We start from the raw sequence: 26660 nt of genomic DNA on the forward strand, positions 1-26660 counted from the left end.
GACCTTAAATGACAGAATAGAGTTGTCAGGTCCTGAATGACCGAACAGACTATCTATCTATTTGAGATAAGCATTGATGCAGCCTGTTTTTTCTTATCAGTCCCAAGCTGTCTGGATGTTGCTGATCCGGGACCTTTATCTGCATGGCAAACCCTGTCCACAGAACCTGCGGCGGACGCGATATCTACAATTTTCTGGTACCATCAGAACCGCGCAAATGGCATGTCCTGCCACCTGAGTCTGGCCCTTGCTGGATTACGGCGCAACTGTTCATTCGCTAGTCGAAGCTCGGTGTGTGCCTCTTTGAAAAAATCACAGGCAGGGATAACGCGGCATAGTTTTATCGATGGGACGACGATCCGTGTCCATCACAAGGCGACCTGAGTCGCCCGAAGGGGGAGACAGGAATCATCGTACCATCGAGAAAGACCATACCGAAGGTCTGGTCCCTGTCTTGGGCCTTTTCAAAGAGGCGCTGCCATACTCCGCGCTTCGACCAGCGAATGAACAACTGTGCGGCAATCCACCAGGGACCAAACTCAGATGGCAGGGCGCGCCATTTTGCACCGTTTTGATGGCGCCAGAAAATCGCGGAAATCGTCCGTCGAAGGTTCTTCGGTGGGGTCTTGCTCTTCGCTTCGATCAAAGGCTCCCAGACGGACCATGCAGTATCGGAAAAGATAGACTACATCATGCTCATCATAAACAGCTATGCAGTCCGCTCTGTCATTCAAGGGCTAACAGGCCCTAGAGTCACCTTCCCATAAACCTTGATATCCTGCTCTATATCAGGAAGTCGGACTGCAGATGTTCTACCCTACTATCCGTCAGACCGACTCAATATTTCTGTCCTACCTTTTTCCTAAGTGTAAATAAAAATAAAATTCTGATCAATTATGACTTTTCTTCGACAAAACCATAGTTGCGAGATAATTAACAATAAGAGAAAGCGGAGTTACAATGATTTTTGATGAAATTGCAGATAAATTATGATCAACATAAAAATATAAGCTTAAATTATGCGATAATATTTTAATTAAAAAAGACCAGACAAAAATAAAAAATTCCGTGTGAATGAAATACGACATAAAATACTTAAAATCAAAAAATTTTACTTTGAAAATAATACGTCTGGAAATGACGTGCACAGTCATGGCAGCTATTGTAGAGCTTATAATATTTGATGACGCCGGTGAGAAATGCAGCAGCGTCACTAGACATGAAAATATTACAAGATCTGCAAACCATCCTGCGCCAGATAATAGCGTGAAAATAATACTGGATTTCATCAGGATTGGGCCTTCTTTTGTGGCAGCCAACCTTTTTGAATAAGAGCCCAAAGCGGCAGAATCAGCATGCCCCAAATCCAGACCAGTATCATGTACGACCAGAATTTGGGCGCTGGCGACGCAAAAGCACATAATGCGATAATAGATATTATCATATAATTTATTAAAATGATTATCCGATTTCTCACAAGCAATGGAATACAAAAAGTACAAAATAGCAGCCATATCCCCATAGGAATGAAAACCGATATTTTATAATAAAATTTTGTTACCGCAGAGGAGAGAGGAGCCTGCCATTTATAATCAGGCACCATGCCAGCAGCATCAGCATAAAATTTGAAAATTGATGGCGTAAATACCCACGGTGTATACACCGAGTCCAATGTCTTATCTTGATAACGATCATAGATCTCCCATGCAGGCCACAGCGACAGTTCTGATAGTCGTGTTGTGGTACGCATAATCTCTGGTCGTGGATCATTTAATAAATCATGATTCAGTAGCTTGTTTAGCCTGTCATATGCCACCTTTCTTTCGGGATATTTAACCTTGGCAACAAATTTCCAGAAAAAATAGTCTTCTTTTACTGTACAATATGCTTCAATTCCACCTATCGTATCGAATGCTGCCACATCATCAGGATTGCTTTTATTGCAATTAACGTATGGCCGCAAAAGATCGAGCGCGCTAATCATTTTATACTTTTCATTTTCTTGATTAATAGGTACGCCTTCTATTGCTGGAATCAAGAAATTAATAATTCCTGTAGCAATCACAATATTTAAAAACGATTTTGCAACCTTAAATTTATCTTTATTTATATATGCATCATAGGCAATACTAAGGATCAGAAAAGACCAATACTCTGGACGAAGAAGAGCCGCCATCAATAAGAAAACGTAGCCAAGCGTCCCAACGCTCTGCTTCTGACTAATACGGATGCCAACGATGATAAACGCAGAAAACAGTATTTCTGCAGCGACAAACATACGTTGCTGAACAAAAAGCATAGAAAAAACAACAGGGCTAAATGCCTGCACAACAAAATATAACGATATCCATAGTTTACCCATTCTTAATTTTTTAAGATGGTATGCCAGATAAACACTGACAGAAAAATACAACAGAACTTGCGGTAATTGTATAAACAATGGGAAAAATGGATGAATGATAAATTGATACATGATGTAAAAAGAAGAATACCACGTATAGAATTGAGCCATCAAAGTATCATGCACTATAATATCACTGGCAAACATGCCAGGAAAAACAGATACATACTGAATGGCAATCTGAACAGCTAGAAGGCATGAAAATACTGGCACTTCAGACAGCATATGCCATATATTTTTATAATAAACGATACACCACGTGAGTATGCCTGCGCAAAGGCCAGCAAACAGTACACTGGAGACGATCAAAAGCACATGAGCATGTGCGATCGATCGTAAATTTATGCGATTAAGGCCAACATGCAGTGGAACTGTTACGGTGCGTTGAGGAGCCCATAATGAAGTGAACACAACATCATCGGGAGACATGGCACGGAGGAAAGTTGTCAGATAAATACCTGGGTAGACATGCTTTGCTACGCGTGATGACCACCAGGGATCTTTGCCCGTATGGTTAACCAACCACCCGTCATTTTCTACAGTAATACACGAAGCGGATTGTGAGCTTCGTTCGCTTGTTTCCGGGCAGATACTATCGCCTTTTAAAATTTTATAAAAATCGTTACCTGCGCCAGAATTCCATTCTATAACGGTTCTGCCATCACGCTCAACACGAGCCCGGCCGTTGCCGGAAGCGCCGTCACTCCATGGAATTTGTGTGTCTTCCGCAGGCGAAAAGAACCGACCACGGTATACATCTGCCCCATTGCGGGAAAATAGAGTATACGATTTAACATATTTCCAAGTTGGAACTGTCATGACTAGAAATACAGAAAATATAAGAAAAGCTATCCCCCATATAAACTTTTTTTTGTTCTTATTGTAAGCCATAACGGTTCCTAGTCTCGTATCTATATTTATCTATTTTTTATTTTATTTTCTTGATTGCTTCAGGGGGCGACTGTTTAAAATCTTCTACCTGCTCAGGCGTACCAAGCATGCCCACATCTGCGACAGGAATATCAGAGATGATCACGCGTCGGCCAGCATCAATCAGACGATTATACATGGGCGCAATATAGCGTTCGCCTTTCTCCATGCCATCTGCCCGGGAAAAATGCTGATGATACAGTTCACAATACATACGCACATTGGCAAACCAGTAGAGTCCCAGTGTGGCAAAATCTGATATCCGCAGCTTTTCGCGCACTTCTACCGCTTTGTGCGTTTCATCAAGACGCACAAATGACCAGCCATCACCTGGAGCACGAAAACAGGGGATCCAGCCATCGCAGCTTTCAGGAGCAGGCGGAACCATCAGCCCGGGCGCGACAAAGGTATCAATATTATAGACGGCAAATGGAACATCTGCCGGAGCATCTTCAGCCAGAAGAAGAGCGGTTGTCGCCTGCCCGTCCGTTACATGATCGAGTTCGACCACCTTATCCACAATAATGCCCAAGGCCTTGCATCGTGCTGCAATATATTCCTTGGCATTTGTGTCCTTACGAATTGCAAAACGAAAGCGCCAACCCGCATCCCGAAAGGAGGTCAGGCTCAACATAGACCAGTCAAACAGCGGACGCCCGAGAACCTCGATCTCGTATTTTGGCATCGGATAGCCTGCTTTTGTAAAGCGAGACCCCATCCCTGCCATTGTAATTGCCATGATTCCAGTCATGTTATCCCTTTGCTATACGATCACGCGCAATCAGAGCTTCAACCCCGGCCAGATCATTCTCGATAAATTCCCGTGGCCGCACGGCACGATCATCAATATAAAAACCCTGCGCGCCTGGCCAAGGCTTCCCAAGATGGAGTTCATCAAAAGGGATGTCGTGACGTTGTAGCCATTCCAGCAAAGTGGGACCAACTATTTTATTAATCTGCCCAAGGTTTCCGTCATTCGAACGCATGCCGCGCGATGAGCTGAGCACGATGCGCCATCCTTCAGCGTGCATTTTCCGTACACGCGCCACGATCAGTGGCTCGGGCGCAACATCAGCATAACTGCCATCCTTGGTTTTGATGTCACATAACGTTCCGTCAATATCGACTACAAGAACTTTCTCTTTACCGATCATTTCCTACACTCCAGATCATCAAGAATCGCGGCAGCCGTAAGGGCAAAGCCTGCCAGTTTCTTTGGCCTGTCAGAATGTAATGGCAGCATGGAAAGGAAGAGAGAAAGTTCGACCGCACGCACGCTTACGATATCAATTCCCGCCTTATTCAGATGCCTTGTGAATCTTTCCTGCGCCCAGGCCGGCGGACCACCCGCATCAAGCTGGCATTCCAGGACAAGCTGGTCGTTCAGGAAACAATTGAACAGACCATTATTGATAAAGTCATAGCCACCCATGACGGAATGACTGAATTTGGCAATATCATACGAGGGATGCATCAAACCGGCTTCAAAGCTGACAGCCCCCTTGGGATCGATCAGCCGCATCAGACCAAGACGCTTGTCAAACAGAATGTTAGAAAAGCATGGATCCCCATGCCCGAAAACCAGATGTTGATCAGGCCACTGCTCAAGGGCCTTTTCAATAAAGGGCCGCGCATCAGCCAGCATGGTCCGGATATCGCCCCGCGGACCAGATGCCGCCAGGATGGCATCCAGCTTGCGCCCTTCTTTCATGTTCAGGAAACTGTCAATGCGCGCATCCAGCTTGCCGAGAATATGCCGGCGTCCTTCTTCACGCGTCGCGACCACATTGCCCATTCCTTTCTTGCGGGATGACAAGAAAGCAAAAAAATTATCCAGCAACAGATCAAAATCCGCCGGCTGAAGAGCATTGTGAATGAACTGCAAGGCGACATCGGGAACAGGAAGGTGCTCCATGGAATAGCCTGCCCTGCCGTCTTTTTTCCAAAAATGGAAAGTTGGCATAAGGAAACGTTTCATTTCCTCAGGGGCAACATGGAAGTAACTGTACTCACCTTCCATTTTGGCAATGTCGGACGAGCTTTTATGGAAAATTCCGTCTACAGCTTCTGTATCATTGAAATGACGGGCTTCTGTCGATCCAATCAGGAATTTGAACAGGTTCCGTGGCTTGCGAAGATCAACCATACCAAGCTGATCAACCATGCTGGGCGCTGTCTCAGCCAGTCCGAGCAGGATATTCCGTCGGCCTTCAGCGTTTTTGGCCCGCAGGAATGCAATCGCATCCTTCTCTTTCAGCAATACCGGCGCTTCATCACCGCTTATCGGGGCCAGAAACATGGTTTCGAGTGCAAAAGCACATTTTTTCAATACAGGAACCAGCCCAGGCATGTACAATGGGGCGATACAGGAGGGCAGAATCACATACAGAGAATCGGCTGCCCGATTTTCTATATGGTTTGCCAGATCAAAAGCAGCTTCATCTGTTTCAAGAATCTGAAAGCCATACTGTGCGCTTTCAGCAGCAGCCTGTATTTCTGCCCCGAAACGCTTTCGACGCCGGACAATGCTGGAAAAAGGCCTATTCCCAATAATGCTCACCACCTGGGAAGACGGCATGGTCCGATCGTCCAGAATTACGGTGACATTGTGTAGCGTATTAATTCCCACAGGCTTCCTATTTGGTACGCAAACTACGTGAGCGGAATGTTATAATGCGATTGAGATATGCATAAACTGACGGCGGCCATGCAGCAAGGATCACCAGAATGCTACTGGCGGCAGAAGCGGCCAGGGCCGGGTCAACATGAGAAGAAATGGTGACCTGCCACTCCTTTGCAGCCCGATTGATCAACAACACGCCTGCATTATGAAACTCCGGCGAAACAGCCAGATGCGTTAACAAGGCGGCCGCAGCCAGTTCGAGCCCCCAGATCAGGACTGTAATCATCATAAGTGGAGCCCCCTGCCGGCGCAGCAGGCCTTCACCATTCGTCGCACCTTCGCGCAGCACGTCAATCAGACGCAAGCCAACCAGCACATCGCGGCCGGTATGGTTAATCACGACATAGCGCTGCAGGCTGCTTAAGGCACGCGGACCAATCAAAAAGCATATTCCTGCCAGAATCGTCACCGCAACCGTCATCCACTGCACGGTTCTTGCGCCTTCGTGCATGATATCGTGGGTGATATAGCCATCCATAATAAGCCAGGTCAGTAATACGGCAAGCATGATGGCATCGAAAAGCCGATCAAGCAGAATAGTTACCACAGATTCAGATAATTTTTTGCTTACGAGCCATAAATTATAAAGCCGGACGATTTCACCAATCTTGAATGGCAGGATTATGGCAAACGGGACTGTCGCAAAATGCAACCAGAAAGTCGTGCGCGCCGGAATTTTCAGCAGTGAGCCCGAGATGATGCACAGTCGCATTGCCCTGAGGCAATGGGCCAGGAAATATACGATCATCGCGACGATCATTGTCATGGGCATCGTGGGAAGCAGGACTTTAGGCCCGATATATCTTCCCGCAGCCAAGAGGCAGAGAGTGGCAACGAATGTTGCCACAAATCTCCCTTTGTAAAGCTTTAGACGTATGACATCTTGGGAATGAGCGACTCTCCTCATCCAGTCATCAGGAATGCGCATCATCCGGCATCTTGTTGTTCAGATAGGGTCAGCCGCCACAGTGCTGCTGGTTTGGTCGCCTTCCCAGAAACCGACCACTGTAGAAGGGTAAGCATCACGTACGATAGCACGATGCTCGCCTTTTTCAAACGCGGAAAGCGATTTGACCCGCTGGCCCAGCAGATTCAGAATCTGGAATCCCATCCGGGACAGCTTGGCGTTGGAGACCTGATCATCTTCCCGCCATGTCAGTGGGAAGAAGCGCAGCCGGAACGGGCGCGCGGCCACAGTCAGGATCAGATAATAATTAAACGTCAGGTCGTCCGCAAACCGATGCTGGAAATCATCATCAAACGAAGAGAGGCGAAACAGATTCAGCCCTGAACCCAGATCATAGAGGCGACGGCGGGAAATGACGGAAAAAATGAAATTGAAGGCCTTGTTGGCCATGGTGCGCAGAAGGGAATATCCTTCCAGCCGGGACCCCTTCATAAAGCGCGCCCCCATGAGGAAGTCCTCATTCAGATAGCTGCCATCCTCCAGGTAGGGCAACAGGTCGATAATGGAACCCTGATCATCGCCATGCAGCACGATCAGGAAGTCATAGCCGTGCTTGCGACCAAATTCGATAGCGACCTTGTGTGAGCCACCAAGACCGTAATTGTCGTTATTCCGCAACAATGTACGATGGGAAATCTGATGCAGGGACGCCAGCCCTTCCGCCGCCGCGGCACTGGTCTGGTCCGTAGACCGGTTATCAATGCAAACCACGCCATCCACAAACTTCGCCACGTCTGGATGGGTCAACTGCTTTATTACGCGCGGAATCTGAGGAGCGCAATTATACATAGGTATGAAAACAAGAATACGGCTATTATTTAACATAGCAATGATATACCTTTCATTTTAAGAAATTTTTATGCGCACGTTATTTTTATTATAAGGAAAACTTTGCACACTTATAAATTATCGATATAATGAGCACAAGCCCGCTAGCCAGACCCCGGTCAATAAAACAGGGGAAGATTCTTGGCAATATGGAACTTGGCCTATGTCCGGTTCCGCCAATGGGCGCGGCACGCAACCACGCCAGCCAACTGACCAGCACTACGAGAATGCCTGGCTGTTCGGGGCAATCTGTCCGGCGACAAGGCTGTCAGCCTGGTGCTGCCGTTCATCGGCACCGCCAGCATGCAACTTCATATCGAGGAGATCCACGCTGCGTCGCCCGCGGCGCCCATGCTGTCGTGCTGCTCGATCGCGCAGGATGGCATACCACCAGTAAACTGAAGCTACCCCGCAATGTCAGCCTGATCTCCCTGCCGTCCCGTGCTCCCGAACTGAACCCGGTCGAGAATATGTGGCAGTTCCTACACGCCAATTGCTGGCAAATACCGTCCTCGACGGCATCGAGCACATCATCGACGCCGCCTGTTCCGCTTGGAATAATCTTGCCGCCTTGTCTGAAACCATTCGATCCATCGGTCTGAGAAAGTGGGCTTACACAGGTTCAGTGCCTATAACCGTTGGTATCAGAGGCTTCTGTTTCGCTTACAATCATCGCCCGCAGCGTGTTCTGGGCGGCATAACGCCCGCCCAATGCATCACGTCGTAGCTTGAAAAACATCCAGCGCTCCGTAATCCTGATCACATCAAACCGGCTGGTCGTGACACCATGAAACAGGTCGACGAAATCATTGATTACGCCAATGATGCCTCATCAACCCGACAACTAACAATCGGTTGTATAATAATCTGGCTTACATACACTTTTCAGCCTCCAGCCATTTCCTTCACCAAGGCCATTCATTTCCTGCAGCCAGTATTCATCCCTACTTATTTTCTTTTTTATGAAGTAATTTATATAACTTTCACTTTTTGTAGGATGCATTGCCTTTGAAAGGACGAACACATCAAACGCTATTATCAATAAAGATGCGAATAATATTTTTTTATTTATCATTTTATTCTCTCAATAAAAATACTTAGCGCCATAAAACCAAAAGTAATTAACCAATACACCCGTTACAAAAAGAAGTGATAAAGTGATTTTTCTGAACATTTTTGATTTGTCATTTAGAAAAATACACAATATTATCGAAAATAATGGGTTTCCCATTATATACCGATGCATAGATTCAACCCCTCCACTTATAGCAAGCAAAAAAGTAATCAGCAGTATCAAAGCTTCTAAATGTAGATTATTTTTAAATCCATATCGTATGAAGAAAATATCAATAAAAGATGATATGACCCCATTTATTTTTTTAAGATGCACAATAGCCTTTACTATCCATGCACCAGGAAATTTGAGATGCTTGCCCCAACTGATTTCAATATGAGAGAAAGCGAGCGCATCTCCTGCTGTTTTATATAGAAAAAGCATATACGAAGAGACACCCAGACTACCAACCACGGTAGGAAAAGCATAATTGATTATATTCTCATATTCTTTATTTTTAAGGCATGTATAAATCAGATACAGGGAGCATGCCAATACAACGAAAACACCCGTTGGCCTTGTGAGGGATAGAAAAAATGCCACCACACTTAAGGATATATATTTTTTCTCTTTTGTGAAAATACATGCCAGTATCACTAATATGCCATACAAGCACTCAGTATACTGCATTTTATACCATACAGAAAATGGCGACATTAAAAGTATAAACGCCAAAATGACTTCGTTTTTTATCTCACAGAACTTTTTTGCATAAAATAAGGTGATGAACATTAGGAAAAATAAAAGTGCCTGATTTAATATTAATCCACATTCATAATAATCATATCCAATGATATAATGCACAAAACGGACAAGCATTGGATATGCCGGGAAAAATGGCCATCCAGCCATGCCAAATTTATTGTAATATAAATAGGTGTCTTTTTCATACCCAAATTGAGCGATATGTATATACCAATGGCAATCCCATTTACACGATGCCTGAGATGGATTTGAAAAAAAAATCGCTTCTGCATCAAATATAAATAGAGATAAGATGCAAATTGCTATCGGTATCAAGAAGTTTTTTATTTTTATATTATTAAACATCTAACCCTCAAACCCCCGAAACACGAACCACACCACGCATGCCAACCCTTGCTTTCGGTTAGATATGCATGGCCAGGCACACCCGATCTGCCGGGAGAAAACTTTTTTCATAGCCGTTCCGGATGACATAACAGGCAACAGCAATCATATGTTCATTGGTCGCCATAGACCTGCTGACCCAACCCTTAACCCTCTGATGCATCAGAACATCGGAACCGACAAGGAACCCGCTCGGCAAGCAGAACGCCTAAACATCCTGCTGCTCCCAATGCTGGCAAACCTGATTACGAACCTGCCCCATAAACAACATCCGTTTCCTACTTACGTCCTGCATCTTCCCGATCAATGCCCGAAACGCCCTTTACCCATTCTGACCGCCGGGCAATACTGCCTGAAAAGTCTGGTGCCTATGATTCTGAAAAGGTATTCTCCAAGGGAGCCCGAGTTCACTCAACTGCCTTTGCATAAAGCCAGATACCCCGACTGACTACGACATACCTTTGGCATACAGCAATATACCCATTCATCCTGTCGATCATCCGCCTCCCGGATCCGGTCCACACTTCAATCCACACCAACCTTAAAAGTTCCTGACCTTGATGGCAGAAGACGCGCCCTGAACAACCTCGGCGCATCATAATACGATCTCTTGCTGCTGGCAGCCACATTGCCGTGCATGCCAGCATGCATCGTCCTGCCGCCTCAGAAGAGGATTGCGATAAAAGCCATTATTGATAGTGGGTTAAGGTCGCATGCCAAACCTGATCCGCTGCAAGGCATACTTTTTATGTTAATGCCACAGTCATATTCAAGACGATGTCGAGCAAGCCCAATACCTCGATCAGGCGCGACATGCTTTGCATAACCAATTGTCACACAACAGAATAGCCTTCCCTGATAAAACGTAGCGCACCCTTGCCTATCCGGTCGGAATGCGCGTCATCATGAGGTCACGATATATCAGTTTCTTACACAAAACGGGCCTGCACCGGCACATCCTTCTCCATGCCGGCACGTCATACGGCTTCCAGCTCCGGCGGGGGCGCCACGACCAAACGGGTAAACCATTCCAGCTCCCCCGTCGCACGCTTACGAAAGAGATCGCCCTTCAGCCCCGTCGAGCCATCGAGCCATCGGCAAACATGAGCACGACCGGCGACACGTCGCGCAGGCGCATGCCCCTTGCGGTGCCGCCATTGTCCTCCACCCAGCGCGCAAGGGCGGGAATGGAGGGGGCGGAATCATCCGGCTCACCGGCACAAAGTCGCGTACATCAAGGTCGATGCCATGAAAGCGCGCCTGCCCCGCATGCGGGCGCTTATTGCCCTGGCAAGGAGATTGCCCTCAAGGGTGCCCCACACCGGGCAGGCTTGTGAAATACAACGTGGCACGGTTCACTAAATTGACCCTGTCTGGGCGCTTACGCGGCTTTCTTTGCTGCGCCATCCGTTTTTGTCTTGTTGCGTAAATTTAAAAATATCATCTGCACAAACTGCAGCAGGACCTTGCTGTTCATCTTGCTGTCTCCCTCATGACGGGAGCGAAAGACAAATGGCAGTTCAGTGACCCTGGGTTTGGTTTCCTGCACCATCAGCATATCGAGCAGGATCTTGAAGCCCTTGCCGGACAGCCTGTCAACGGATCTGACAAACATCTCCCGCCGCATGGCAAAGAAACCGCTCATCGGGTCTTTTACCCTGACAGGCAACAGGTACTGCGCGATGCGAATGCCCGCATTGGACAGGAACAGGCGCCATGCATTGGCCAGCCCCGCGTTATTGCAGCCTTCAACATAACGGCTGCCAATCGCCACATCATAGTTATCGTGCACAATGGCGTCAGCCATCTTCTGCAACAGGCTTTCATCATGCTGCATATCGCCATCCATAACCGCCACGACAGGCGCCGAGGAGGACAGGATGCCTTCGATCACGGCCGATGAAAGTCCCCGGCGCCCGACACGCAACAGGCCCCGCACCCGACAGTCGGCCTGCGCCAGCCACCAGATTTCATCAATGGTGCCGTCGGGGGAATTGTCATCCACAAAGATGAGTTCCCACCTGTAGCGTGTTATCGCTTTTTCAACGGCACGGAACAGGGGTTCTACGTTACCGCGTTCGTTGTAACACGGAATGATGATGCTCAATTCAGGCCCCGGAAGGATGCCATTCCCGTCATGTGTATCGTGTGATGCAGGAGCAGAAAAGACTTGCATAATCAATAAGATCCAAAGAAATCACATCGCGGGCAGTTGGGCAACGCAGACACTAACAGGAGATGGATCGTGTTTTGCGAGTCATAGCCGATAGAGGATTTTCTCCTCTTTCACAACACGACAAAGTTTTTTTGTAAAAACAGGATCCATTACGATGATGATTTCAAGCACAGGTCTGCATCGCGCAAACATACCACTTGCTTGATCTAAATAAATTTTGGCTCCATTCTGGTTGACACCTGAATTTCGGCAGGTCTTCATAAAAAGCAGAAGATATGAATCGGGCAAATCAATCAATGTTCATATCAAAAACCGCTTTTAGGTTTGTCTATTTTTAAAAATTACTGCTTTTCAATGTTCTAACCAGTGCTATTTTTATTGAATAATTATTATTTATAAATATAGATATTAATTTATTATAATTTTTATTTCTCTCCACATCGTGAAGCGGAACAGAAATTTTTAATTATAAAATGTCACAGAAAAATCATGGAAATTTTATCTCCATGTATGGAATCATTTATAACATAAATTAATTTCAAAATTTATGTATAAATATGTAAATCATCACCGCATACATCGCTCAGCAAAATTGATCTGCCCCAGGCTGATCGTGCCAGACATCCACCAAACAACCCGATCTTCCTGCAAATCAACGCAAGGTGACCTTCATCTTATTCTATTGTTCACCGTTCATGCGAGTACACCTGTTGTAAAATACCAATCACTGCAGCCGATTTTGACATCAGTTCTTTAAACAAAACCGGGCCTGCGCCAGCACGTCTGCCGCCACACCGGCACGCCATGCCGCCTCCTGCCCGGGCGGGGGCACCACGGCCACGCGGGTAAACCATTTCTGGCCGCCCGTCGCGCGCTGGCGAAAGATTTCGCCTAGAACCTCCGCAAGCCCCCCGCGCGTGGTGCAGCACATGCAGCCCGCCGCATGCTGCGCGAAAGCGGTCGGTGCAGAACGCACCACCACCACGCCTGCCCAGCCTTCAGCCGGGTCGGGCTGGCTCCCATCACCGACCAGCAGCAGCGTATCGGCACGGGGAGTCAAAGGCGTGCCCGCCACCTGAAACTCCAGCGCGATACGCCCATCCGTCATTGTGGCATACTCCACGTCTCGTCACTCCGGGCCTGTGGCGTTTTTCCATTTGAGCCAATGATGCTGGACACCAGCGGAAAGTTCGGGGAATAAAAGGCACCGGACCAATCCATATGCAAGCCCGGCCCGGACAGACCGTGCTGGAAAACCGTGGCAGACACTGGCTTTTGCCCGGCATTTATCAGGATTTCAGGATAACCATGACCACTCGCCCCCACCTTCTCGATGCCCTCCGCGACCAGGTCCTGCTGTGTGACGGCGGGATGGGTTCGCGCGTACAGCTTCTGGACCTCGAGGTCGAGCGCGATTACTGGGGGCAGGAAAACTGCACCGAAATCCTGAACCTCTCGCGCCCCGAACTGGTGCGTGAAATCCACCGTGGCTACTTCGAGGCCGGGGCCGACATGGTGGAAACCAACAGCTTTGGCGGCTCGCCCATCACCCTGGCGGAATTCGGGCTGGCCGACCGCGCGCGCGAGATCAACCGCACTGCAGGCCATCTGGCGCGTGAAGCCGCCGAGACCTTTGCCGATGGCCGCCACCGCTACGTGGTGGGCTCCATCGGGCCGGGCACCAAGCTCCCCTCGCTGGGCAATATCGACTACGACACGCTCGAGGCAGGCCTGACCGAGCAGTGCCGCGGCCTGATCGAAGGCGGCGTGGACTGCTTCCTCATCGAGACATGCCAGGACACGCTCCAGATCAAGGCCGCCGTGAACGCCGCCAAGATCGCGCGCGCCGAGATGGGCGCGGACACCCCCATCTTCGTACAGGTTACGGTCGAGACCACGGGCACGCTGCTCGTAGGCCCCGACATTACCGCCGCCGCCACGGTCATCAACGCGCTCGACGTGCCGCTGATGGGCCTGAACTGCGCCACCGGCCCACAGGAAATGGCCGAGCACGTGCGCTGGCTGAGCGAGAACTGGCCCGGCCTGATCTCGGTCCAGCCCAACGCCGGCCTGCCCGAACTGGTCAATGGCACCACCCACTACCCGCTCACCCCTGCCGAGATGGCAAGCTGGGTGGACCGCTTCATTACCGAAGATGGCCTGAACCTGATTGGCGGCTGCTGCGGCACCTCCACACCGCACACGCAGGCGCTGGACCAGATGCTGCGTAAGCGCGCCGAGGGCACGGGCCGCATCCGCCCCGCCCCGGTGCCGCGCAAGCCGGTGTGGATTCCGTCTGTCGCCAGCCTGTATTCGCAGGTGCCGCTGCGGCAGGAGAACAGCTATTTCTCGATCGGCGAGCGCTGCAACGCCAACGGCTCCAAGAAGTGGCGGCAGTTGCAGGAAGCTGGCGACTGGGATGGCTGTGTGGCGCTGGGCCGCGAACAGGTGGCCGAAGGCTCGAACGCGCTCGATATTTGTACCGCCTTCGTCGGCCGTGATGAAATGAAGGAGATGAATGCGGTCATCACCCGCTTCACCTCCTCGGTCAACGCGCCGCTGGTGATCGATTCCACCGAGACGCCGGTGATCGAGGCGGCGCTCAAGCTGCATGGCGGCAAGCCCATCATCAACTCCATCAACTTCGAGGATGGGGAAGAGATCGCCAACGAGCGCATGCTGCTCGCGCGCAAGTTCGGCGCCTCCGTCATCGCCCTGACCATTGATGAAGTGGGCATGGCCAAGACGGCGGAAGACAAGCTGCGCATTGCAACGAGGCTGGTCGAATTCGCCTGTGAAAAGCACGGCCTGCCGCAATCCGACCTGATGATCGACCCGCTCACCTTCACCATCGGCACCGGCACGGAAGATGATCGCAAGCTGGGCGAATGGACGCTGGAGGGCATCCGCCTCATCCGCGAGCGCTTCCCCGATATCCAGATCGTGCTGGGGCTGTCGAACATCTCGTTTGGCCTCAACCCGGCGGCCCGCGCGGTGCTCAACTCGGTGTTCCTGGACCACGCGGTGCGCGCAGGCATGACGGCGGCGATCGTGCATGTCTCGAAAATCCGCCCGCTGCACCTCATTGCCGCCGAGGAAGTGAAGGTGGCCGAGGACCTGATCTTCGACCGCCGCGCCGAGGGTTATGATCCGCTGCAGCGCATGCTGGAAATCTTCGCCGACCGCAAGGCCGCCGATGCGGTCAAGAAAGCCCGCGCCGAAACCGCGCCCGAGCGGCTCAAGGACCGCATTGTCGATGGCGACCGCAAGGGGCTGGAAGATGACCTGGCGGAAGCCATGCGCGACATGGCCCCGCTCGACATCATCAACACCGTGCTGCTTGATGGCATGAAGGTGGTGGGCGAACTGTTTGGCGCGGGCAAGATGCAACTTCCCTTCGTGCTGCAATCCGCCGAGACGATGAAGGCCGCCGTGGCATGGCTGGAACCCCACATGGAGCGCACCGAGGGCCAGGCCCGTGGCACCATGGTGCTGGCCACGGTCAAAGGCGACGTGCATGACATCGGCAAGAACCTTGTCGACATCATCCTGACCAATAACGGCTACCGGGTCATCAACCTTGGCATCAAGGTGCCAGTGGCCGACATGATTGCAGCCGCCCGCGAGCACAAGGCCGATGCCATCGGCATGTCGGGGCTGCTGGTCAAGTCCACCGTCATCATGCGTGAAAACCTTGAGGAAATGAACCGTCAGGGCGTGGACGTGCCGGTCATGCTCGGGGGTGCTGCGCTGACCCGCAACTATGTTGAGGAAGACTGCACCGCAGCTTACGGCGAAGGCGGCCGCGTGGCCTATGCGCGTGATGCGTTCGATGGCCTCTCGCTGATGGACAAGGTGGCGCAGGGCGAGTTCGACACCTATCTTGCCGCCATCCAGTCACGCCGCGCGGGCAAGGCCACGCGCACCAACCGCACGCAGGACATAGAAGCCGCCGAGACCCGTGGCTTCGGCCCGGTGGATGTGGCCGCCGCCCGCGCCCGGCGCGAGAAGCTGACGGCGGATGAACCTGTGCTGACCCCGCCGTTCTGGGGCCCGCGCGTGCTTGAAGCAACACCGGAGGCGGTGCTGCCGTTCCTCAACGAACGCTCGCTGTACCAGTTCCAGTGGGGCTTCCGTAAGCAGGGCCGCTCGCTTGATGACTTCATGGTCTGGGCGCGTAAGGAACTACGCCCCGTGCTGCGCCACATGCTGGCCCTGTGCGCGGAACAGGACATCCTGCACCCCAAGGCCAGCTACGGCTACTGGAAGGCCGCGGGCGAGGGCAATGACCTCGTGCTGTTTGGTGAGGACGGCACCACCGAGGCCGCCCGCTTCACCCTGCCCCGCCAGCCCCGCGCTGATGGCGCCTGCATTGCCGACTTCGTGCGCGACATTGATGATGCACAGCGCGACGTGATCGGCCTGCAGGTGGTGACCGTGGGGCAGGATGCCTCCGACCGCGCGCGGGAATGGTTCGAGGCCGATCGCTACAAGGATTACCTCTACCTGCATGGCCTGTCGGTCGAGATGGCGGAAGCCATGGCGGAATACACCCACAAGCGCATCCGCGCCGAGATGGGCTTCGCCGCCGAGGACGACCGCGACATGGCGAAACTGCTCCAGCAGGGCTATCGCGGCTCGCGCTACTCGTTCGGCTACCCCGCCTGCCCCCGGCTGGAGGAGCAGGAGCCGATCCTCAAGCTGCTGGACGCGGAAAAGATCGGCGTCTCGCTGACCGATGGCTTCCAGCTCCACCCCGAGCAGTCCACCTCCGCGCTGGTCATTTTCAACCCGCACGCGAAGTATTTCTCGATCTGACACAGGCGTTGGCCCGCAGCCCTGCGGGACGTGTTGACCGGTGCGGAAAATGGTGCCCATCATTGCATTATGTTTCGCCCCCGCCACACGCCATCCACCCCCGCTGATACGCCGGGCGCCGATCACGCGCTCGGCCGCCTGCTGGCGCGGCTGCACGGGGCAGCGCCCTCCGCAGCCCAGGGCAACCGCGCCACGCGCCACGCCGGGCGCGCCTTTACCTGTGCCGCCGAGCAATGCGTGATGGACCTCATGGCCGAAGACCACGCGGGACTGGTGGAACATAGCGCCGATGTGCTGACCCACCTGCTGCAGGTCTGGGTCGCGGCTGGCATCGACCCCGAGGATGTGTGGACCGAGATCGACCGCCGCACCCGCATGGGCAACCTGCTGCTGGCACTCAACACCGCCGAGCGCACCTCCGCCCCCACCCGCGCGCGCAGGCGGCCATGGAAGATCCGCACCACCAAGCTGCCCTGAGCGGCCCGTGCCGCCATAACGGCACGAAATCGCAACGAACCGTTTTTTGGCCTAGCCGCTGCGGCATGCGGGTGGCATAAGCTGGCCGCAGGCGGAACAGCAGGGAATGTCGCGATAAGATGGACCGGGTCCATGCCTGTTACGTGCCCGTGGGGCCTGCCCCGGCCCGGCACGCATGAACTGGATTGACATCACGGCCCTCGCCATTGCCGCGCTGTCAGGGGTGGTGGGCATTGTGCGCGGCTTCTCGCGCGAGGTGCTTGGCCTTGCCGCCTGGGTCATGGCCACCATCCTGGCCGTGGCATGGTACGGCGCGCTAATGCCCTACGCCACGCAATGGATCAGCAACCACACGCTGGCCTCGCTGGCGTCCTTCGCGGTGCTGTTCCTGGCCCTTCTTGTCATTTTCACCACCACTGCCCATCTATCGGGTCGGGCGGTGCAGGGTTCCATCCTGTCAGGGCTGGACCGTGTGCTTGGCCTGCTTTTTGGCCTGGTGCGGGGTTATGTGTGCCTTGTGCTGATCTATGCGGGCATTACCGCCCTCGTGCCCGCCAATGAATGGCCCGAGGTGATGCGTACCAGCCAGATCATGCCCCTTATCGGCAACAGCGTGACCTATCTTCACGCCCACGCGCCCGATAACTTCCCCGCGCATCTTGCGCAACCCGCCGGGACGCGGCATGACGCGCCCATCTGAACCTTATCGTCGGTCCCCGCCGCCCCCGTCCGTCAAGGAAAGATCGCCCACCATGTCCCGCACCAGCCTGCACACCACATCCGGTAACCCGCCCACCCAGCACGAGCGCGATGACATCGCCGCCCAGTGGCGCCATGATGATGACAAGCCCCATGAGGAATGTGGCGTCTTTGGCGTATGGAACACCAAGGATGCCTCCGCCCTGACCGCCCTTGGCCTGCATGCGCTCCAGCATCGCGGGCAGGAAGCCAGCGGCATCGTGTCCTATGATGGCGAGCGCTTCCACACCCACAAGGGGCTGGGGCTGGTGGGCGACGTATTTGGCGATGCCCGCGTCATGGCCACCCTGCCCGGTCGCTGCGCGGTGGGCCACAACCGCTACGCCACCACGGGGGCCACGCTGATCCGCAACGTGCAGCCGCTGTTTGCCGATTTCGAGTTTGGCGGGCTGGCCGTGGCCCATAACGGCAACCTGACCAATGCCGAGACCCTGCGCAAGGCGCTGGTGCGGCGCGGCTGCATCTTCCAGTCCACCACCGATAGCGAGGTGTTCATCCACCTCATCGCCATCTCGCTCTATTCCAACGTGGTTGACCGGCTGATCGATGCGCTCAAGCAGGTGCTTGGCGCGTATTCGCTGATCGTGCTGTCGCGTGATGAACTGATTGGCGTGCGCGACCCGCTGGGCGTGCGCCCGCTGATCCTGGGCCGCATCCGCGAGGAAGACGGCACGGAAGGCGCATGGGTGCTGGCCAGCGAGACCTGCGCGCTCGACATCGTAGGTGCGGAGTTCGTGCGCGACGTGGAGCCGGGCGAGATCGTCATCATCAATGACGAGGGCATCCGCTCGGTGCGGCCGTTCAACAACACGCAGTCGCGCTTCTGCGTGTTTGAATACATCTATTTCGCCCGCCCCGATTCGGTCATGGATGGCCGCGCGGTGTATGACACGCGCAAGCAGATCGGCGTGGAACTGGCGCGTGAAAGTGCCGTCGAGGCCGACGTGATCGTGCCGGTGCCCGATTCGGGCGTGCCTTCGGCCATGGGTTTTGCCGCCGAGAGCGGCATTCCCTTCGAGCTTGGCATCATCCGCAACCATTATGTGGGCCGCACCTTCATCGAGCCGACCGACCAGATCCGTAACCTCGGCGTCAAGATGAAGCATTCCACCAACCGCCCGGTGCTTGACGGCAAGCGCGTGGTGCTGGTCGATGACTCCATCGTGCGCGGCACCACCTCGCGCAAGATCGTGGATATGGTGCGCGCAGCCGGTGCGAAGGAAGTGCACATGCGCATCTCCTCGCCGCCCACCACGCATTCGTGCTTCTACGGCATTGACACGCCCGAGCGCAGCCAGCTGCTGGCCGCCCAGCACAATATTGAGGAAATGGCCAAGCTGATCGGCGTGGACAGCCTTGCCTTCATCTCGTTTGACGGGCTGTACCGCGCGCTGGGCTACAAGGACCGCAAGAGTGCGGCCAACCGCTACTGCGATGCCTGCTTTACCGGCGACTACCCGATCGAACTGGTGGATTACGAGGCCGAACACCACCCCGAACCCGCATGACCAACCCCGCCACCATGCCCGATGCCCCGGTGGCGCTCGTGACCGGCGCCAGCCGGGGCATCGGGCAGGCGGTGGCCATTGCGCTGGCCCGCGCGGGCATGCGCTGCATCCTGACCGCGCGCACGCAGGGCGGGCTGGAACAGGCGGATGACCAGATCCGCCAGCACACCGGCCACAGCGCCATCCTGCTGCCGCTTGACCTGACGGATGGCGAAAAGCTCGACACGCTCGGCCCTTCCATTGCAGCAGGCTTCGGACGGCTGGACTGCGTGGTGCACTGCGCGGGCACGCTGGGCATGCTCTCACCGCTGGCGCACCTGCAAACAAGGGACTGGGAGCGCGCGCTGCAAACCGGCCCACTCACCACATGGCGGCTGATCCGCACGCTTGCTCCCCTGCTCGAGCGTGCGCCCGCTGGCCGTGCTGTATTCCTGACCGACCGGCATGCCCGCCAGCCTGCGCCCTTCTGGGGGCTGGTTGCTGCCACGCGGGCAGCACAGGAGGCCATTGTCAGCACATGGGTGCGCGAACTACCCACGACCAGCCCGCTGCGCATCAACCTGTTTGAACCCGGCCCCGTCGCCACCCGCCTGCGCAGGCTGGCCATGCCCGCGCTCGACATGGCCAGCCTGCCTACGCCCCACGACATTGCGCCCCATATCGCAAGGCTCTGCCAGCCCGGCCCCCAGCCGCAGGGCCAGTACATAACGCCCGACCTGCAGGAGTCCGTGGCATGAGCAGCAAGGCAACACCGGGCGCTGCCGCCCTGCAGAAGGCAGGCATCGCCTTCACGGTGGTGGAATATGAATACGACCCCACTGCAGGCCAGACCGGCAACCATGCCGCAGCCTCCATAGGCGAGAACCCCGAGCGCGTGTTCAAGACGCTGATGGTGCTCGTTGATGGCAAACCCGCCTGCGTGGTGGTGCCGGTAGCGGCAACCCTGAGCATGAAGAAGGTAGCCGCCGCCTTTGGCGGCAAGTCAGCGGACATGATGCCGCCTGCCCAAGCCGAACGCAGCACGGGCTTCCGCGTAGGCGGCATCAGCCCGTTTGGCCAGCGCAGGCGCGTGCGCACGGCCCTTGCGCGCGAGGCAATGGCACAGCCCTATGTTGTCATCAATGGCGGCAAGCGCGGCTATCTGGTGCGCCTTTCGGCAGCCGATGCCATTGCCGCGACAGGTGCCGTGACGGCTGACCTGCTGGCGTAACAAGCAAAAGTTTTTGGTGAAGCTTTTTTCAAAAAGCTTCGAAAAACGCTGCCTTATTGAAAAAAGGCGGCGCCCGGAAACCTGTATCTTTTCCTCAGCGCGTCGCGGGCCGCCAGATCAGGCGGCTGGCGCTGCACAGCGCGCCGGTCATGGCCACGATCGAGCCAAAGCCCAGGCAGTCGCGTTCGGCGCCATGCGCAATCAGGCCAAAGGCCATGGCCACGCACATCGCCCCGGTCGCCTGCCCGCATTGGCGCGCAATCTGCACCATGCCAGAGGCCCCGCCCGAGCGCCCCGGCGGCGCCGTTACCATCATCACCCGGTTATTGGGCGGCTGGAAAATGCCAAACCCCATGCCCGCCAGCATGATGCGCCAGGCAATATTGAACCAGCCCGGATCCGGCGGGAGCAGGTACAGCGCCAGAAACCCCATCGAGGTCATGAACAGCCCCACAGAGGACAGGATGGCCGCAGGCAGCCTGTCGCTCAGGCGGCTGATGAGCGGCGAGACCGCCATGATACCCACCGGCCACGGTGTCATGAGCAGGCCCACGGTTGCGGGCGGATAATGGAACATCGACTGCAGCGTGAACGGAAACGAGATCATGAACAGGTTGGAGGCAACAAAAGCCACGAACCCCACCAGCGTGCCGATACGGAAGGCGGGAATGCGCAGCATGTCGATGGGGAACATGGGGTGTGCCTGCCCATGCTGGCGGCGCACCAGCAGCACGCCCGCCGCAATACCGGCCACCAGCAGGGCCACCACCTGGGCCGCGCCTGCATGGTGGGCCACGGAATCACCAGCCATGATCAGCGCGCCAAACGCCACCACGTTGAGCGCCGCGCTCATACCATCGAACGAGCCGGGGCTGAGCGGCGTGCGCGGCAGCGACACCAACGCCAGCACGAATGCTGTCAGCCCGAGCGGGATGTTGATGAGGAACAGCCACGGCCATGTGGCGAATGACAGGATGATCGAGGCGACGGTCGGCCCGCCGCCCACGCCAAGGGCCACCATCAGCCCGTTGAGCGCAATGCCGCGCCCGATGATGGCATGCGGGTAGATAAAGCGGATCAGCGCGATGCTGACACTCATGATGCACGCGCCGCCCACACCCTGCACCGCGCGCGCCAGCGAGAGCATGAGCAATGAGTGCGACATGGCGCAGAACAGCGAGGCCACGGTCAGCAATGCCAGCCCGATCTGGCACAGCCGCGCAAAGCCGATGCGCGTGCCCAGCGCCGCCATGGGCAGCAGCGAGACCACGGAGGCAAGCTGGTAGGCATTGACGATCCAGACCGACGCGGCGGGCGAGACATGAATATCCGCCGCAATCGTGGGCAGCGCCACGTTGGCGATGGCGTAGTCCAGCAGGGCCAGCAGCACGGCAAGGGCAACGGCGGTCACGGCACGCACGCGGGCCGCGCCATGCAGGCCTTCGCCTTCGGTCAGGACAGGTTTTGATTGGGGGGGCATGGCAGGGGCTTTTCAGGCGGGAAGAAAAAATGTTCTGTTATGTAAATGATATCCGGGCCCGCCATGTCCATCAATCCACCGCGGGCAGGAGGCAGCCTGAAAAGGCTGCCCACGCAATATCGTACAAATCATAAAGAAGTTTTTGGTGAAGCTTTTTTCAAAAAGCTTCGAAAGATACCGCCTTTCTGAAAAAAAGCGGCACCCGGAAACTTTTGTTCTTTCCCTATTTTTCCTGTGCCGCGAGCGCACGCTGGCCAATATCATGGCGGTAGATGCCATCGGGCCAGTCGATCAGCCCCACGGCCTCATAGGCCCGCGCACGTGCCTGCGCCAGCGTGTCGCCCGTGGCGCACACGGCCAGCACGCGCCCGCCAGCGGCCACGATCTCACCCGCGTCATCACGCTTCGTGCCTGCCTGGAACACATGCACGCCGGGCAGCGCCTCGGCTGCTGCAAGGTTGCGGATCACGCCACCCGTCACCGGCCTGCCGGGATAACCCTTCGCCGCCATGATGACGCTGATCGAGGACTGGCCGGAAAAGCGGATATCCGTGCCCGCAAGGTCGCCCTTCGCCACGCCAGCAAGGGCGGTGAGCAGGTCGCTTTCCAGCCGGATCAGCAGGGCTTCGGCCTCCGGGTCGCCAAAGCGGACATTGTATTCGATCAGTTGCGGGCCATCGTTCGTGAGCATCAGGCCCGCAAAGATGATGCCGGTGAACGGCGTGCCGCGCCGGGCCATCTCGCGCAGCATGGGGCGCACCAGCACATCGAGGGCCGCTTCCTGCTCCGCGCGGCCAAAGCCGGTGGGCGGCGAGACCGCGCCCATGCCGCCGGTATTGGGGCCGGTATCACCATCACCAATGCGCTTGTGGTCCTGGGCCGCACCGATCAGCACCGCCGTCTCGCCCGCACAGAAGGCGAAGAGCGAGACCTCGTCGCCCACAAGGCAATCCTCGATCACCACGCTGTGGCCCGCCTGGCCCAGCGTGCCATCGGTCATCATGTCGGTAATGGCCTGCTCGGCCTCGGCCACGCTCTGGGCCACGACCACGCCCTTGCCTGCGGCCAGCCCGTCCGCCTTGACCACCACGGGCGCGCCGTGGCGGCGCACGTAGTCCAGCGCGGGGGCGGCGGCATCAAAGCGTTCCCACCGCGCGGTGGGAATGTTCGCCGCGTCACATACTTCCTTGGTGAAGGCCTTGCTGCCCTCAAGGGCAGCGGCGGCCTGCGTGGGGCCTGCACACGCAATGCCCGCCGCCTTGCAGGCATCGGCAATGCCCGCCACCAGCGGCGCTTCGGGGCCGGGCACCACAAGGTCGATGCGCTCTTGCTGCGCCAGGGCGATCAGGCCCGCCACGTCATCGGCTTTCACGGCGCAATTGGTGCCCAGTGCAGCGGTGCCGGGGTTGCCCGGCGCGATGAACAGGGCCTCAAGTCGCGGCGAGCGCGCAATGGCAGCGGCCATGGCATGTTCCCGTCCGCCTGATCCAACCAGCAGCACCCGCATCACTTGTTTCTCCCGTTTTTCATCTCTGCCCTTTCGGGGTGGCCGTCTCTATCATACCTTGTGCGGATGGTTGAACAGTTTCCCGACTCCGGCCGCGCCATGGGCGGCAATACGCCTGAATTTTCGGTGGCCGAGATTTCAGGCGCCATCCGCCGCGTGCTCGAGGGCACGTTCGGCCGCATCCGCGTGCGCGGCGAGATTACCGAATTCAAGCGCTACCCTTCGGGCCACCTGTATTTCTCGCTCAAGGATGAGGGGGGCAAGCTCTCCTCGGTGGTGTGGCGCGGCACGGTCTCGCGGCTGGGGCTGAAGCCGGAGAACGGGCTGGAAGTCATCGCCACGGGCAAGATCTCCTCCTATGGCGAACGCTCATCGTACCAGATGGTGATCGACCGGCTGGAATATGCGGGCGAAGGCGCGCTGCTGGCCCGGATCGAACGCCTGCGCCTGCGGCTGGCGCAGGAGGGACTGTTTGACGCCGCACGCAAGCGCCCCCTGCCCTTCCTGCCGCGCCTGATTGGCGTCGTGACATCGGCGCAGGGCGCCGTGCTGCATGATATCCGCACCACCATCACCCGGCGCTTTCCCCTGCCGGTTCTGGTCTGGCCGGTGCCGGTGCAGGGCGAAGGGGCAGCCGAACGCATTGCCCACGCCATTGCAGGGTTCGATGCCATCGGCCCGCATAGCGGCGTGCCCCGCCCCGATGTGCTGATCGTGGCGCGCGGCGGCGGCTCGCTGGAAGACCTGATGGCCTTCAATGATGAAGAGGTGCTGCGGGCGGTAGCGGCATGCCGCATTCCGGTCATTTCCGCCGTGGGGCACGAGACCGATACCACGCTGATCGATTTCGTATCCGACCGCCGCGCCCCCACGCCCACGGCAGCTGCCGAGATGGCCGTGCCTGTGCGCGCCGAGCTTGAAGCGGGCCTGGCCCAGCGTGCCGCCCGGCTGCGCAGCGGGCTGGAACGTGGCCTGCAACTGGCCCGCGCTCGGCTGGACCGGGCCGCTGCGAGCCTGCCCGACCTGCCTGCGGTGGTGGAAAACGCCCGCCGCAGGCTTGATGACCTCACCTACCGCCTTGACCTTGCCCTGCCTGCCCGCCTGAGCCGCCTGCGCGACCGCGTGCAGGCCGCATCTGACCGCCTGCCCGCCCCCCAGATGATTCTGGCCCTGCGCCGTGCGGAACTTGACCGCGTGGGCACGGCGAGCGAGCAGGCCATGAGCAGCCTGCTGCATCGGCGCGCCGCCACCCTTGGCCGCCTGCGCGTGGCGCCCGCCGTGCTGGTGTCGCAGTTGCGGGCCAGCAAAAGCGTGCTGGCGGGGGCCGCGGGGCAGCTTGAATCCCTCTCGCCCCAGGCGGTGCTGGAGCGGGGCTACGTGCTGGTGACCGACCGCGCGGGTCGGCCACTGGCCCAGGCGGCGCAGGCGCGGGCCGAACCCGAGGTGATCATGACCTTTGCCGATGGCACGGTCGCAGCCCGTCCCCTTGAAGCCACTCCCGGCCCGCAGGGGCAACTGGATCTGTAATGCATAGACGGGCACCTCACATGACCTTACGCTCACGCTTCTGCGCCACACTGGCAGTCCTGCTGCTTGGCGCCTGCACACATGCCCCGCCCACCCCCCACGCGGCGGCCCGGCCCGCGGCAACGCCAGGCCGCATCCCGCCACAGGACTTCGCCCCCGGCCTGACCGGCGAGGAAGGCACGCCTCCAACAGGCACCATCCTGACCAATGACCCGTCCGCTCCTGCCGATACGCCGCTATGTGGCCACGCAGCACGGGAGGCCAATGCCATGAGTGCCACCATCCACCCCGAGGTCACGCCCGCTGCCAGCAGTTGCGCGGCCAATGCCTGCTTCGATGCCCAGACCGGCACCTATATTGCCGCCGATGGCAGCCGCAACGTCTGCCGTTAAGAGGGTTTTTGAGAACAAGCCGTTGATAAGAAATAATAAAAGACTTTAGGAGCCAGCTTCTTTTTCAGAAAGGCAGCGTTCTTTCGAAACTTTTTGAAAAAAGCTTTACCAAAAACTTTTGTTATTTCAGGGTATTAATCGATCTGACTTTTCAAACACCCGCACAGGGTTGACCCATACGAGCACACTGCATGGGTCATATACCCAAGATGGGCAGGACCGCGCCATATTCCCATTGACTTGGCCGGAAGGGATGGTCGAGTTTCAAGGGCATCATGACCCTGCCCCCTTCGTCCGGTCCCATAGGTGAGCAACAGGCGACGGTCCACATGTTCCCCCTCAAGCGCATGCTCTCGATGCGCGAGGCGGCGGAATATGTCGGGATTACGCCGCGCAGGCTCCGCAGCCTGCGACTGGTCGGGGCAGGCCCGCATGCCGCCATGCGCCATGGCCGCAAGGCGATGTTCCGCATCGAAGACCTTGATGAATACGTGGATGGCCTGTACCGCCGGGCCAATATCTCCCACACCGAGCAGGCCCGCCAGCGCACCGAGTGGCGTGGCAGGCTTGCAACCCTCCCCGATGATGCGCGCACCAGGCTGTCCGATTCCTTCATGCAGATCGTAACGCGGGACGAATTGCTGGAAAAAGGCGCCAACCGGGGCTTCAGGGTCCTGTTTCTGGGTGGGCTGTGCCTTATTTTCCTGTCGCATACGCCGCTGATCTGGCGGCTATAGGGGTCTCGTTCCGCCATTTCGTGCCAAAGGCGCTTTTTTTGCCTGTGCGGGGATGTT

At 56.2% G+C, this 26660-nt stretch carries 21 protein-coding genes and 3 pseudogenes; 12 read left to right on the forward strand and 12 right to left on the reverse strand.

The window, feature by feature from the left end:
• Window positions 1–36 precede the first annotated feature (36 nt).
• Window positions 37–384 (forward strand): hypothetical protein, encoded by a 348-nt coding sequence (locus QEG70_RS04540; RefSeq protein WP_308719580.1) that lies wholly within the window; start codon window positions 37–39, stop codon window positions 382–384.
• Window positions 385–406: 22 nt separating this feature from the next.
• Here the strand turns inward: QEG70_RS04540 and QEG70_RS04545 are convergent.
• The 7 genes and pseudogenes from QEG70_RS04545 to QEG70_RS04575 form a co-directional block, all read right to left on the reverse strand.
• Window positions 407–682: pseudogene (locus tag QEG70_RS04545) on the reverse strand (transposase); the annotation flags it as partial.
• A gap of 606 nt (window positions 683–1288) precedes the next feature.
• Complete coding sequence (locus QEG70_RS04550; protein WP_308719581.1) at window positions 1289–3292, reverse strand: hypothetical protein; 2004 nt, start codon at window positions 3290–3292, stop codon at window positions 1289–1291.
• Between the two features lie 37 nt (window positions 3293–3329).
• The gene (locus tag QEG70_RS04555) at window positions 3330–4082 is read right to left on the reverse strand and encodes a glycosyltransferase family 2 protein (protein WP_308719582.1); all 753 of its coding nucleotides are present in this window, start codon (window positions 4080–4082) and stop codon (window positions 3330–3332) included.
• 1 nt (window position 4083) lies between these two features.
• Window positions 4084–4485, reverse strand: a complete 402-nt coding sequence (locus tag QEG70_RS04560) for an HAD family hydrolase (protein ID WP_308719583.1) — start codon at window positions 4483–4485, stop codon at window positions 4084–4086.
• Window positions 4482–5909 carry a hypothetical protein gene (locus QEG70_RS04565; protein ID WP_308719584.1) on the reverse strand — a complete coding sequence of 476 codons (1428 nt, stop codon included), beginning with the start codon at window positions 5907–5909 and terminating at the stop codon, window positions 4482–4484. Before QEG70_RS04565 ends, QEG70_RS04560 begins: the two co-directional genes overlap by 4 nt.
• A 58-nt stretch (window positions 5910–5967) precedes the next feature.
• A complete protein-coding gene (locus tag QEG70_RS04570) occupies window positions 5968–6945 on the reverse strand; it encodes a lysylphosphatidylglycerol synthase domain-containing protein (RefSeq protein WP_308719585.1) in 978 nt (325 codons plus the stop codon).
• A gap of 15 nt (window positions 6946–6960) precedes the next feature.
• Window positions 6961–7806 (reverse strand): glycosyltransferase family 2 protein, encoded by an 846-nt coding sequence (locus QEG70_RS04575; protein ID WP_308719586.1) that lies wholly within the window; start codon window positions 7804–7806, stop codon window positions 6961–6963.
• A gap of 187 nt (window positions 7807–7993) precedes the next feature.
• Here QEG70_RS04575 and QEG70_RS04580 point away from each other — a divergent pair.
• Together QEG70_RS04580 and QEG70_RS17015 are read left to right on the forward strand one after the other, a co-directional pair.
• Window positions 7994–8431 (forward strand): annotated as a pseudogene (locus QEG70_RS04580) (transposase); the annotation flags it as partial.
• Window positions 8432–8452: 21 nt separating this feature from the next.
• Window positions 8453–8641, forward strand: a pseudogene (locus tag QEG70_RS17015) (IS481 family transposase); the annotation flags it as partial.
• Window positions 8642–8893: 252 nt separating this feature from the next.
• Here the strand turns inward: QEG70_RS17015 and QEG70_RS04585 are convergent.
• The 3 genes from QEG70_RS04585 to QEG70_RS04595 all read right to left on the reverse strand — a co-directional run bounded on the left by QEG70_RS04585 (window position 8894) and on the right by QEG70_RS04595 (window position 13311).
• The gene (locus QEG70_RS04585) at window positions 8894–9973 is read right to left on the reverse strand and encodes a hypothetical protein (protein WP_308719587.1); all 1080 of its coding nucleotides are present in this window, start codon (window positions 9971–9973) and stop codon (window positions 8894–8896) included.
• Between the two features lie 1420 nt (window positions 9974–11393).
• Entirely contained in the window at window positions 11394–12188 is a 795-nt protein-coding gene (locus QEG70_RS04590; protein WP_308719588.1) for a polyprenol monophosphomannose synthase, read from the reverse strand.
• 745 nt (window positions 12189–12933) lie between these two features.
• A complete protein-coding gene (locus tag QEG70_RS04595; protein WP_308719589.1) occupies window positions 12934–13311 on the reverse strand; it encodes a hypothetical protein in 378 nt (125 codons plus the stop codon).
• 185 nt (window positions 13312–13496) lie between these two features.
• Between QEG70_RS04595 and metH the strand changes: the two genes are divergently transcribed.
• From metH to ybaK, 6 genes are all read left to right on the forward strand, one after another.
• On the forward strand, window positions 13497–17006 hold the full coding sequence (metH, locus tag QEG70_RS04600) for a methionine synthase (RefSeq protein ID WP_308719590.1): 3510 nt from the start codon (window positions 13497–13499) through the stop codon (window positions 17004–17006).
• Window positions 17007–17075: 69 nt separating this feature from the next.
• Entirely contained in the window at window positions 17076–17483 is a 408-nt protein-coding gene (locus QEG70_RS04605; RefSeq protein WP_308719591.1) for a phosphoribosyl-ATP pyrophosphatase, read from the forward strand.
• 175 nt (window positions 17484–17658) lie between these two features.
• Window positions 17659–18183, forward strand: a complete 525-nt coding sequence (locus QEG70_RS04610; RefSeq protein WP_308719592.1) for a CvpA family protein — start codon at window positions 17659–17661, stop codon at window positions 18181–18183.
• A 52-nt stretch (window positions 18184–18235) separates the two neighbouring features.
• Window positions 18236–19750, forward strand: coding sequence for an amidophosphoribosyltransferase (gene purF / locus QEG70_RS04615; protein ID WP_308719593.1), 1515 nt, complete (start codon window positions 18236–18238; stop codon window positions 19748–19750).
• The gene (locus QEG70_RS04620) at window positions 19747–20487 is read left to right on the forward strand and encodes an SDR family NAD(P)-dependent oxidoreductase (protein WP_308719594.1); all 741 of its coding nucleotides are present in this window, start codon (window positions 19747–19749) and stop codon (window positions 20485–20487) included. Before purF ends, QEG70_RS04620 begins: the two co-directional genes overlap by 4 nt.
• On the forward strand, window positions 20484–20960 hold the full coding sequence (gene ybaK, locus QEG70_RS04625; RefSeq protein WP_308719595.1) for a Cys-tRNA(Pro) deacylase: 477 nt from the start codon (window positions 20484–20486) through the stop codon (window positions 20958–20960). Before QEG70_RS04620 ends, ybaK begins: the two co-directional genes overlap by 4 nt.
• Before the next feature lie 94 nt (window positions 20961–21054).
• Here the strand turns inward: ybaK and QEG70_RS04630 are convergent, their stop codons facing one another.
• Together QEG70_RS04630 and purD are read right to left on the reverse strand one after the other, a co-directional pair.
• Entirely contained in the window at window positions 21055–22440 is a 1386-nt protein-coding gene (locus tag QEG70_RS04630; RefSeq protein ID WP_308719596.1) for an MFS transporter, read from the reverse strand.
• Window positions 22441–22663: 223 nt separating this feature from the next.
• Complete coding sequence (purD, locus tag QEG70_RS04635; RefSeq protein ID WP_308719597.1) at window positions 22664–23947, reverse strand: phosphoribosylamine--glycine ligase; 1284 nt, start codon at window positions 23945–23947, stop codon at window positions 22664–22666.
• A 66-nt stretch (window positions 23948–24013) separates the two neighbouring features.
• On the opposite strand from purD, the gene xseA reads away from it, so the two are divergent.
• The 3 genes from xseA to QEG70_RS04650 all read left to right on the forward strand — a co-directional run bounded on the left by xseA (window position 24014) and on the right by QEG70_RS04650 (window position 26603).
• Complete coding sequence (xseA, locus tag QEG70_RS04640; RefSeq protein WP_308719598.1) at window positions 24014–25474, forward strand: exodeoxyribonuclease VII large subunit; 1461 nt, start codon at window positions 24014–24016, stop codon at window positions 25472–25474.
• A 20-nt stretch (window positions 25475–25494) separates the two neighbouring features.
• On the forward strand, window positions 25495–25866 hold the full coding sequence (locus QEG70_RS04645) for a hypothetical protein (protein WP_308719599.1): 372 nt from the start codon (window positions 25495–25497) through the stop codon (window positions 25864–25866).
• Window positions 25867–26195: 329 nt separating this feature from the next.
• Window positions 26196–26603 (forward strand): helix-turn-helix domain-containing protein, encoded by a 408-nt coding sequence (locus QEG70_RS04650; protein WP_308719600.1) that lies wholly within the window; start codon window positions 26196–26198, stop codon window positions 26601–26603.
• Window positions 26604–26660: the final 57 nt, after the last annotated feature.

The sequence above is a fragment of the Komagataeibacter xylinus genome (genome assembly GCF_031081985.1).
Lineage (GTDB): Bacteria > Pseudomonadota > Alphaproteobacteria > Acetobacterales > Acetobacteraceae > Komagataeibacter > Komagataeibacter xylinus_E.

Excerpts from the sequence above, each read along its gene's own strand:
- QEG70_RS04540 (WP_308719580.1), top strand. The coding sequence starts at position 37 with ATGACCGAACAGACTATCTATCTATTTGAGATAAGCATTGATGCAGCC.
- QEG70_RS04550 (WP_308719581.1), bottom strand. The coding sequence starts at position 3,292 with ATGGCTTACAATAAGAACAAAAAAAAGTTTATATGGGGGATAGCTTTT.
- QEG70_RS04555 (WP_308719582.1), bottom strand. The coding sequence starts at position 4,082 with ATGACTGGAATCATGGCAATTACAATGGCAGGGATGGGGTCTCGCTTT.
- QEG70_RS04560 (WP_308719583.1), bottom strand. The coding sequence starts at position 4,485 with ATGATCGGTAAAGAGAAAGTTCTTGTAGTCGATATTGACGGAACGTTA.
- QEG70_RS04565 (WP_308719584.1), bottom strand. The coding sequence starts at position 5,909 with ATGCCGTCTTCCCAGGTGGTGAGCATTATTGGGAATAGGCCTTTTTCC.
- QEG70_RS04570 (WP_308719585.1), bottom strand. The coding sequence starts at position 6,945 with ATGATGCGCATTCCTGATGACTGGATGAGGAGAGTCGCTCATTCCCAA.
- QEG70_RS04575 (WP_308719586.1), bottom strand. The coding sequence starts at position 7,806 with ATGTTAAATAATAGCCGTATTCTTGTTTTCATACCTATGTATAATTGC.
- QEG70_RS04585 (WP_308719587.1), bottom strand. The coding sequence starts at position 9,973 with ATGTTTAATAATATAAAAATAAAAAACTTCTTGATACCGATAGCAATT.
- QEG70_RS04590 (WP_308719588.1), bottom strand. The coding sequence starts at position 12,188 with ATGCAAGTCTTTTCTGCTCCTGCATCACACGATACACATGACGGGAAT.
- metH (WP_308719590.1), top strand. The coding sequence starts at position 13,497 with ATGACCACTCGCCCCCACCTTCTCGATGCCCTCCGCGACCAGGTCCTG.
- QEG70_RS04605 (WP_308719591.1), top strand. The coding sequence starts at position 17,076 with ATGTTTCGCCCCCGCCACACGCCATCCACCCCCGCTGATACGCCGGGC.
- QEG70_RS04610 (WP_308719592.1), top strand. The coding sequence starts at position 17,659 with ATGAACTGGATTGACATCACGGCCCTCGCCATTGCCGCGCTGTCAGGG.
- purF (WP_308719593.1), top strand. The coding sequence starts at position 18,236 with ATGTCCCGCACCAGCCTGCACACCACATCCGGTAACCCGCCCACCCAG.
- QEG70_RS04620 (WP_308719594.1), top strand. The coding sequence starts at position 19,747 with ATGACCAACCCCGCCACCATGCCCGATGCCCCGGTGGCGCTCGTGACC.
- ybaK (WP_308719595.1), top strand. The coding sequence starts at position 20,484 with ATGAGCAGCAAGGCAACACCGGGCGCTGCCGCCCTGCAGAAGGCAGGC.
- QEG70_RS04630 (WP_308719596.1), bottom strand. The coding sequence starts at position 22,440 with ATGCCCCCCCAATCAAAACCTGTCCTGACCGAAGGCGAAGGCCTGCAT.
- purD (WP_308719597.1), bottom strand. The coding sequence starts at position 23,947 with ATGCGGGTGCTGCTGGTTGGATCAGGCGGACGGGAACATGCCATGGCC.
- xseA (WP_308719598.1), top strand. The coding sequence starts at position 24,014 with ATGGTTGAACAGTTTCCCGACTCCGGCCGCGCCATGGGCGGCAATACG.
- QEG70_RS04645 (WP_308719599.1), top strand. The coding sequence starts at position 25,495 with ATGACCTTACGCTCACGCTTCTGCGCCACACTGGCAGTCCTGCTGCTT.
- QEG70_RS04650 (WP_308719600.1), top strand. The coding sequence starts at position 26,196 with ATGTTCCCCCTCAAGCGCATGCTCTCGATGCGCGAGGCGGCGGAATAT.